Source organism: Mizugakiibacter sediminis, from assembly GCF_000953855.2.
Taxonomy (GTDB): domain Bacteria; phylum Pseudomonadota; class Gammaproteobacteria; order Xanthomonadales; family Rhodanobacteraceae; genus Mizugakiibacter; species Mizugakiibacter sediminis.
The window spans coordinates 1-7,489 of sequence record NZ_DF970259.1 but is presented as its reverse complement, the minus strand read 5'-3'; the positions used below and the strand labels follow the sequence as shown (position 1 = coordinate 7,489).

Sequence of the window (7,489 nt, the reverse complement as noted above, 5' to 3'; positions counted from 1 at the left end):
GAGCCAAACATTCTACATCCCTTTTCCGGTCCGTCAACACCTCGAGACGTCGAGAGCGCTGCCGGAGATGGCCACGCCCGCGCAAGGGCGGATCGTGCGGAAGGGATGGAGATGATACGCCGGACCGGCGACGGTGGGAAGCGGCGGGTGTGCGGCGTGGCGGCACGCAGGCGTTACACTGCACGTCCTTCCACTGCATGTCGACGAGGACCGGCGATGAAGCGTGCGCTGCCGCTGCTGTTCCTGCTGCCTGCCGCAGCTGCGCTCGCGGTCAAGGCGGGAGACGGCTACGTGACCCTGCGCGGCCACCGCATCACGGTGGAGGTCGCCGCCGATGATGCCAGCCGCGCGCGGGGCCTGATGTTCCGCGACCGCCTCGCCGCGGATCACGGCATGCTGTTCGTGTTCGTCGACGACGCGCCGCGCGAGTTCTGGATGAAGAACACGCGCATTCCGCTCGACATGTTGTTCTTCGACGCCGCCGGCAAGCTGGTCGCGCTGCAGCGCGACGCGCAACCGTGCCGGCAGGATCCCTGCGCCATCTATCCCAGCAACGCGCCGGCGCGTTACGTCCTCGAGCTTGCGGGCGGCAGCGCCGCGCGCCTGGGCGTGGCGCCCGGCGACGTGCTCTCGATCCACGCCGACTTCGGCGAGGTGCGTTGATCCGGCGCGGCGTCATCCGCGTCCAGCAGGTGCCGGCACGGCAGTTCGATGCGGAACGGCACCAGCGGTCCGGGCAGCGCACCCCGGCATTCGAACCAGTCGTCGGTGAAGGGCACGAACTGTTTCATGTTCCACCTCCTCGCGGATACCAGTGGAACAGGCGCGCGTGTCGACGCGGTGACCGCGGATGGCGGAACGCGGGCGGCGCGGCGACGGCGCCCGGGCGCGCCGATCAGTTCTCGACGATCAGCTCGAAGTCGGCCTTGGTCACGCCGCAGTCCGGGCAGGTCCAGGTGTCGGGAATGTCTTCCCAGCGCGTGCCCGGCGGGATGCCGTCCTCGGGATGGCCGAGCGCCTCGTCGTAGATGAAGCCGCAGACCACGCACATGAACTTGCGGTAGGTCTGGGTCTGCACGGCGGTGGCGGCGGTGGCGTTCATGGAAGCGGGGCGTATGTCGAAGCAGCAAACTCGGTCATTGTCTCAGGTCGCGGACGCGCACGAAAGCGCGCGCCGCCCCCTCGCCGCGGGGCGCGCCTGATGCGCCCCCGCCTGTCCGGCCGCGGCCTGTACGCGATCACCGACGGCCCCCGCGCCGATCTGCTGGACGCCGCCGCCGCCGCGCTGGACGGCGGCGCCGCGCTGCTGCAGTACCGGGACAAGACCGCCGACGGACCGCGGCGCTTGCAGGAAGCGCGAGCCCTGGCGCGGCTTTGCGCGGACCGCGGCGTGCCGCTGATCGTCAACGACGACGTCGCGCTGGCGGCCGCCGCCGGCGCCGCCGGCGTGCACCTCGGCGAAGAGGATGCCGCCATCGCCGAGGCGCGCGCGCGCCTCGGCGACGGCGCGATCATCGGCGCGTCCTGCTACGACTCCTTGGCACGGGCGCGACAACTTGCCGCAGCCGGCGCCGACTACCTCGCTTTCGGCGCGTTCTTCCCCTCGGGCACCAAGCCCGGCGCGCGCCGCGCCGCGCCGGCGCTGCTGCGCGAGGCGCGCGCGCTCGGCCTGCCGCTGGTGGCGATCGGCGGCATCACGCCCGACAATGGCGGCCCTCTGATCGAGGCGGGCGCCGACTACCTCGCGGTGATCGCCGCGGTGTTCGGCGCCGCCGACGTGCGCGCCGCGGCGCGCCGCTTCGCCGACTTGTTCGCACGCACACAACCCCATTCGCCATGACCCGCAATCACGACCTCTTCCGCCGCGCCCAGGAACTGCTGCCCGGCGGCGTCAACTCGCCGGTGCGCGCCTTCAAGTCGGTCGGCGGCGAGCCGTTCTTCACCGCGCGCGCCGACGGCGCCTGCCTGTGGGACGTCGAGGGCAACCGCTACATCGACTACGTCGGTTCGTGGGGACCGATGATCGTCGGCCACAACCACCCGCAGGTGCGCGAAGCGGTGGAACGCGCGGTACGCGACGGGCTTTCGTTCGGCACGCCCTGCCCCGCCGAGGTGACGATGGCGGAGACCATCACGCGGCTGGTGCCGTCGGTCGAGATGGTACGCATGGTCAACTCCGGCACCGAGGCGACGATGTCGGCGATCCGCCTGGCGCGCGGCGCCACCGGCCGCAGCAAGGTGGTGAAGTTCGAAGGCTGCTACCACGGGCACGGCGACAGCTTCCTGGTCAAGGCCGGCTCCGGCGCGCTGACCCTGGGCGTGCCGACCTCGCCGGGCGTGCCGAAGGCGAACGCCGACCTGACGCTGACCCTGCCCTACAACGATCTCGCCGCGGCCGAGGCGCTGTTCGCCGCCGAAGGCGAGGCGATCGCCTGCGTGATCGTCGAGCCGATCGCCGGCAACATGAACTGCATCCTGCCGCGCGACGGCTATCTGCAGGGCCTGCGCGAGCTGTGCACGCGCCACGGCGCGCTGCTGATCTTCGACGAAGTGATGACCGGCTTCCGCGTGGCGCCCGGCGGCGCGCAGCAGCTCTACGGCGTCGCGCCCGACCTCACCACCTTCGGCAAGATCATCGGCGGCGGCATGCCGGTCGGCGCCTACGGCGGACGCCGCGAGCTGATGCGCCTGATCGCGCCGGCCGGCCCGATCTACCAGGCCGGCACGCTCTCCGGCAATCCGGTGGCGATGGCGGCCGGCCTCGCCATGCTGGAGCTGATCCAGCAGCCCGGTTTCCACGCCGAGCTCGAGCGCAAGACGCGCCTGCTCGCCGACGGCCTGCTCACGGTCGCCGCCGAGGCCGGCGTGCCGTTCAGCGTCAACCGCGTGTGCGGCATGTTCGGCCTGTTCTTCACCGACGCCAGGGTGGAGAGTTATGCGCAGGCCACCGCCTGCGACACCGCCGCATTCAACCGTTTCTTCCACGGCATGCTGAAGCGCGGCGTGTATCTCGCGCCGTCGGCGTTCGAGGCCGGCTTCATGTCGGCCGCGCACGGCGAGCAGGACATCGCCGACACCCTGGAAGCCGCGCGCGCGGCGTTCCGCGAGGCGAAGGCGGGCTGACGGCTCAGCGGCGGACGAACGCTGCCAGCGCCTCGCGCAGGCGGCGCAGGCCTTCCGTGACGTCGGCGTCGCCGAGCACCAGCGGCGGCACGAAGCGCAGCACGTCAGGGCCGGCCTGCAGCAGCAGCAAGCCGTGCCGCAGGGCGAGCTCGAGCACGTCGCCGGCGCGGCCCTGGTACGGCTCGCGCAGCACGGCGCCCAGCATCAGGCCGCGGCCGCGCACTTCGGCGAACACGCCGAGCTCGGCATCGATGCGCGCGAGGCCGTCGCGCAGCGCCCGACCCTGGCGCTCGACGTTGGCGAGCAGCTCGGCCGAGCGCAGGCGGCGCAGCGCCACGCGCGCCACCGCCGCCGCCAGCGGATTGCCGCCGAAGGTGGTGCCGTGCGCGCCGTACTGCATCGCCTCGGCGACCTTCGGGCCGGCCAGCATCGCGCCGACCGGAAAGCCCGCACCCAGCGCCTTCGCCAGCGTGACGATGTCCGGCACCACGCCGTCCTGCACGTGCGCGAACAACGTGCCGGTGCGGCCCATGCCGGCCTGGATCTCGTCGCACACCAGCAGCGCGTCGTGGCGGTCGCACAGCGCGCGCAAGTGCGCGAGGAAGCCCGGCGCCGCCGGCGTCACGCCGCCCTCACCCTGCACCGGCTCGACGATCACGCCGGCGACGTCGCCCTGCGCCAAGGCCGCCGCGGCCTGTTCGAAGTCGTTGAAGTCGCAGTAGCGGAAACCGGCGGGCAGCGGCTCGTAGCCCTGCTGGTACTTCGGCTGCGCGGTGGCGGTGACCGTCGCCAGCGTGCGGCCGTGGAAGGAACCGGCGAAGCTGAGCAGCGTGCGGCGTTCCGGCGGGCGTCCCTGCGCCGCCGCCCACTTGCGCACCAGCTTGATCGCCGCCTCGTTGGCCTCCGCGCCGGAGTTGCACAGGAACGCGCGCGCGGCGAAGCCGGAGGCCTCGACCAGTTCCTCGGCCAGGCGCAACGGCGGTTCGCTGTAGAACACGTTGCTGGTGTGCCAGAGCTTGCCGGCCTGCGCGGTCAGCGCGGCGACGAGCTCCGGGTCGGCGTGGCCGAGCGCGCTGACGGCGATGCCGGCGGCGAAGTCGACGTACTCGCGGCCGTCCAGATCCCACACGCGCGCGCCGCGGCCGCGGTCGAGGATCACCTCGCGCGGTCGGTACACCGGCAGGTAGTAACGCCGACCCTTGCGGACGAGTTCGACGCTGGCCGTGGCGGACGGGAGGGGATCGATCATCGCGGGCTCCGCGGCGCGCCAAGGAAGATGCGCCGCAGCCGCGCATTATGCGTCGCGCGCCCGCGCGTGCACACGCATGCGGATGTAACAGCGGCGATACAGCCCGCGCGGCCGCGGAATCCACCGCAAGCGCTTGAACACGGCGGCGAATCCGTCGCGGCCGCCGGCGATCCGTCCGATGCGGTGTATCGCCGGGTTTACGACCGCCCCCGCCGACGGATGCCGGCCCGCGCCGGGCGCGCCGCCGCAAACCCGCGCCGCCGCGCAGTTTTCGCGGGGTGCGCGCGCATCGCGCGAAATCCGGCATCAAGTTTGCACTCGTCGGCACGCGTCGACCCGCCCCCCTGATCGGCGGGCCCGCGACAACCCAAGGAGGACTTTATGAAACGCACACTGCTCGCGTCTGCCGTCTGTCTCGCGCTCGGCCTCAGTAGCCTGGCGTGGGCCGACGACACCCAGTCGGGAACCGGTTCGATGGCGGATAACGGCTCGTACGCGCTCCAGAAGAGCGACAGCAGCACGGGCGACAACCGCGACAACAAGGGCAAGGCCTATGCGGACGGCTACGGCACGGCGGCCGCCAACAACGGCTCGAGCGCCAGCGCCAGCTTCGCCAGCTCGTTCAACACCAGCAAGGCCGTGGCGATGAGCAAGCTGGAAGGCGCCGTCAGCAACGTGAGCGTCTACGGCATCGGCAATGTCGCCGACAACACCGGCAACGCCAATGGCGGATCCGGCGGCAAGGGCGGCGCCGGCTACGGCGGCAAGGGCTACGGCGGCGACGGCTACGGCGGCGACGGCTACGCCGGCAACGGCGGCGACGGCGGCAACGGCGGCCACGGCGGCGACGGCGGCAGCGCGGTGAACGGCAGCGCCAGCGCCGGCGATTCCAGCAACGGCAGCGCCACGATCGGCGACGCCAGCGCCGGCGACGGCGGCCACGGCGGCGACGCCTACGCCAAGGGCTCCAACGGCGGCGACGGCTACGGCAAGGGCGGTCACGCCGGTTCGCTGTCGGCAGGCCTCGGCGCCGGCGGCGACGCCTACGGCGGTGACGCGCGCAACCGCAGGAGCGACGGTTCGACCGCGACCGGCGGCGCAGGCAGCGCTGGCAGCGGCAGCGGCTCGGGCGGCACCTCCAGCGCCAGCGGCGGCGCCGGCACCGGCAGCGGCGGCAGCGGCGGCTCGCTGGCCAGCGCCGGCGGCACCGGCGGCGCAGGCGGCAGCGCCAGCAACGGCAGCGCCACCAACGGCGGCGCATCCTCGAGCGCGTCCAACGGCAGCGCCAGCGCCGGCGACGGCGCGGTCGGCGCGGTCGGCGCGCCGGGCGGCGACGGCGGCACCGGCAACGGCGGCACCGGCAACGGCGGCACCGGCAACGGCGGCGTCGGCAACGGCGCGGTCGGCGGTGCGGGCGGATCCGGCGGCAGCGCCTACGCGGATGCCGGCTCGTTCGACATGTCGAACAACATGACGAGCGTCGGCCAGTCCGCGGCCGGGATCATGGTCGCCAACCAGAACAGCGGCATGGCGTCCCTGGTGCAGCAGGCGGTCACGGTGCAGGCCAACCTGACGGTCGGCGGTCCGTGAGCGATCGAGCGGAGCGGAACCGCGGAGCGCAGGGACGCGCTCCGCGGCTGCGGCACGCAAGCGCCGCGTGAGCCGCGCGCCGACGAGAGCCGGTGCGGGCGGCCGCGCCGCGCGTCGCCGCCGCGAACGCCGCAGACAAGGAGGAAGACCATGAACACCCGCATGCCTGTCTGGATCACCGGCGCGTTGCTTTGCCTGCCCTGCGTCCAGGCCTTCGGTCAACAGGGCGCGGCGGCCGCCGGCGTCGCGGCGGCGCCCGCGCCGTCCGCGGTCGCCGGCCTGGGCACGCCGTTGGGCGCATTCGCGCTCGACCGCCACCGCGGCGGCGATTCCAGCGTCGACAACGGCATCTGGATCGACGGCACGGTGTCCGACACCAGCGCCACCGACGTGCTGACCGGCGGCAACGCCATCGGCGGCGGCGCCTTCGCCAACGCCAGCGGCATCGCCACGGTGATCCAGAACTCCGGCGCGAACGTGCTGATCCAGAACGCGACCATCGTCAACGTGCAGTTCACCTCGCCATGAGACGCGCCGCGCCGGTCGTGCTCGCGCTGACGCTGCTGGCCGCAGCGACCGGCGCGAACGCGCTCGAGCTCGCCGGCGTGCAGGGCGGGCGCTATCGCATGGCGGTGACCAGCCTGAAGGAGGCGCGCTTCCAGGGCACCGTGCACCAGCGCTACGACTTCAGTTGCGGCTCCGCCGCCGTCGCCACCCTGCTCACCTACCAGTACGGCCAACCGGTCAGCGAGGAGGCCGTGTTCACGCAGATGTACGCGCACGGCAACCAGGCCAAGATCCGCAAGGAAGGCTTCTCCCTGCTCGACATCAAGCGCTATCTGGAAGCGCGCGGCTATGCCGCCGACGGCTTCGAGGTGCCGCTGGAAAAGCTGGCGGAGAACCGCCTGCCGGCGATCGTGCTGATCAGCGAGAAGGGCTACCACCACTTCGTGGTGATCAAGGGCGTGGCCTACGGCCGCGTGCTGATCGGCGATCCCGCCACCGGCACGCGCGCGATGTCGCGGCAACGCTTCGAGCGGATCTGGGAAGACCACATCCTGTTCGTGGTGCACAACCGCCGCGAGCTCGCCCGCTTCAACGCCCCGGGCGACTGGCGCGTGGCGCCGGGCGCGCCGCTGCAGCTCGCCGTCGGCCGCGAGGGCCTCTACAACATCGTGGTGCCGAAGCACGGGCCCGGCGACATCTAGGAATCGCCATGATGCGGGACGCGCCCGGCAGAGGGAGATGGACAGGCGCCGCGATCGGCGCCGGGCTGGCGTGGCTCGCGCCCGTCGCGGCGCTGGGCGCCGACGCGCGCACGCCGACGCTGGCCGAAGCGGTCGCCGACGAACTCGGCGTGTACGTCGAGGCCTGGGACACGGCGCCGGCCGCGCAGCCGGCGCCTATCGCGCAACCGGCCCCGCCGGCGATCGCCGCGCGCTCGCAGGACGGCGCGACGATCGCCGCGGCGGCGCCGACGCCGCCGGCGGCGACGCTGGCCGCGATCGCGTCCGTGCCGCCGGCCGT

At 73.0% G+C, this 7,489-nt stretch carries 8 protein-coding genes and 1 pseudogene; 7 read left to right on the top strand and 2 right to left on the bottom strand.

Translation table 11 applies throughout. From position 1 onward, the window contains the following. Positions 1 to 216: 216 nt before the first annotated feature. Positions 217 to 663 carry a DUF192 domain-containing protein gene (locus MBSD_RS13810; protein WP_062537879.1) on the top strand — a complete coding sequence of 149 codons (447 nt, stop codon included), beginning with the start codon at positions 217 to 219 and terminating at the stop codon, positions 661 to 663. 232 nt (positions 664 to 895) lie between these two features. On the opposite strand, the gene MBSD_RS13805 is transcribed toward MBSD_RS13810, so the two are convergent. Next, a complete protein-coding gene (locus MBSD_RS13805; RefSeq protein ID WP_062537878.1) occupies positions 896 to 1,102 on the bottom strand; it encodes a rubredoxin in 207 nt (68 codons plus the stop codon). A 99-nt stretch (positions 1,103 to 1,201) separates the two neighbouring features. Between MBSD_RS13805 and thiE the strand changes: the two genes are divergently transcribed. Continuing rightward, positions 1,202 to 1,840, top strand: coding sequence for a thiamine phosphate synthase (thiE, locus tag MBSD_RS13800; RefSeq protein ID WP_062537877.1), 639 nt, complete (start codon positions 1,202 to 1,204; stop codon positions 1,838 to 1,840). Further along, positions 1,837 to 3,123 (top strand): glutamate-1-semialdehyde 2,1-aminomutase, encoded by a 1,287-nt coding sequence (hemL, locus tag MBSD_RS13795; RefSeq protein WP_062537876.1) that lies wholly within the window; start codon positions 1,837 to 1,839, stop codon positions 3,121 to 3,123. Before thiE ends, hemL begins: the two co-directional genes overlap by 4 nt. Before the next feature lie 4 nt (positions 3,124 to 3,127). Here hemL and MBSD_RS13790 read toward each other — a convergent pair whose 3' ends face one another. Beyond that, positions 3,128 to 4,372, bottom strand: a complete 1,245-nt coding sequence (locus tag MBSD_RS13790; RefSeq protein WP_062537875.1) for an acetylornithine/succinylornithine family transaminase — start codon at positions 4,370 to 4,372, stop codon at positions 3,128 to 3,130. Positions 4,373 to 4,753: 381 nt separating this feature from the next. On the opposite strand from MBSD_RS13790, the gene MBSD_RS13785 reads away from it, so the two are divergent. The 4 genes and pseudogenes from MBSD_RS13785 to MBSD_RS15545 all read left to right on the top strand — a co-directional run. Further along, the gene (locus MBSD_RS13785; protein ID WP_062537874.1) at positions 4,754 to 5,962 is read left to right on the top strand and encodes a hypothetical protein; all 1,209 of its coding nucleotides are present in this window, start codon (positions 4,754 to 4,756) and stop codon (positions 5,960 to 5,962) included. A gap of 150 nt (positions 5,963 to 6,112) precedes the next feature. After that, positions 6,113 to 6,490 carry a hypothetical protein gene (locus tag MBSD_RS13780; protein WP_082306684.1) on the top strand — a complete coding sequence of 126 codons (378 nt, stop codon included), beginning with the start codon at positions 6,113 to 6,115 and terminating at the stop codon, positions 6,488 to 6,490. Beyond that, entirely contained in the window at positions 6,487 to 7,170 is a 684-nt protein-coding gene (locus MBSD_RS13775; protein ID WP_062537873.1) for a C39 family peptidase, read from the top strand. The genes MBSD_RS13780 and MBSD_RS13775 overlap by 4 nt, the downstream gene beginning before the upstream one ends. An 8-nt stretch (positions 7,171 to 7,178) precedes the next feature. Next, positions 7,179 to 7,489, top strand: a pseudogene (locus tag MBSD_RS15545) (hypothetical protein); the annotation flags it as partial.

Excerpts from the sequence above, each read along its gene's own strand:
- MBSD_RS13805 (WP_062537878.1), bottom strand. The coding sequence starts at position 1,102 with ATGAACGCCACCGCCGCCACCGCCGTGCAGACCCAGACCTACCGCAAG.
- hemL (WP_062537876.1), top strand. The coding sequence starts at position 1,837 with ATGACCCGCAATCACGACCTCTTCCGCCGCGCCCAGGAACTGCTGCCC.
- thiE (WP_062537877.1), top strand. The coding sequence starts at position 1,202 with ATGCGCCCCCGCCTGTCCGGCCGCGGCCTGTACGCGATCACCGACGGC.
- MBSD_RS13790 (WP_062537875.1), bottom strand. The coding sequence starts at position 4,372 with ATGATCGATCCCCTCCCGTCCGCCACGGCCAGCGTCGAACTCGTCCGC.
- MBSD_RS13780 (WP_082306684.1), top strand. The coding sequence starts at position 6,113 with ATGAACACCCGCATGCCTGTCTGGATCACCGGCGCGTTGCTTTGCCTG.
- MBSD_RS13810 (WP_062537879.1), top strand. The coding sequence starts at position 217 with ATGAAGCGTGCGCTGCCGCTGCTGTTCCTGCTGCCTGCCGCAGCTGCG.
- MBSD_RS13775 (WP_062537873.1), top strand. The coding sequence starts at position 6,487 with ATGAGACGCGCCGCGCCGGTCGTGCTCGCGCTGACGCTGCTGGCCGCA.
- MBSD_RS13785 (WP_062537874.1), top strand. The coding sequence starts at position 4,754 with ATGAAACGCACACTGCTCGCGTCTGCCGTCTGTCTCGCGCTCGGCCTC.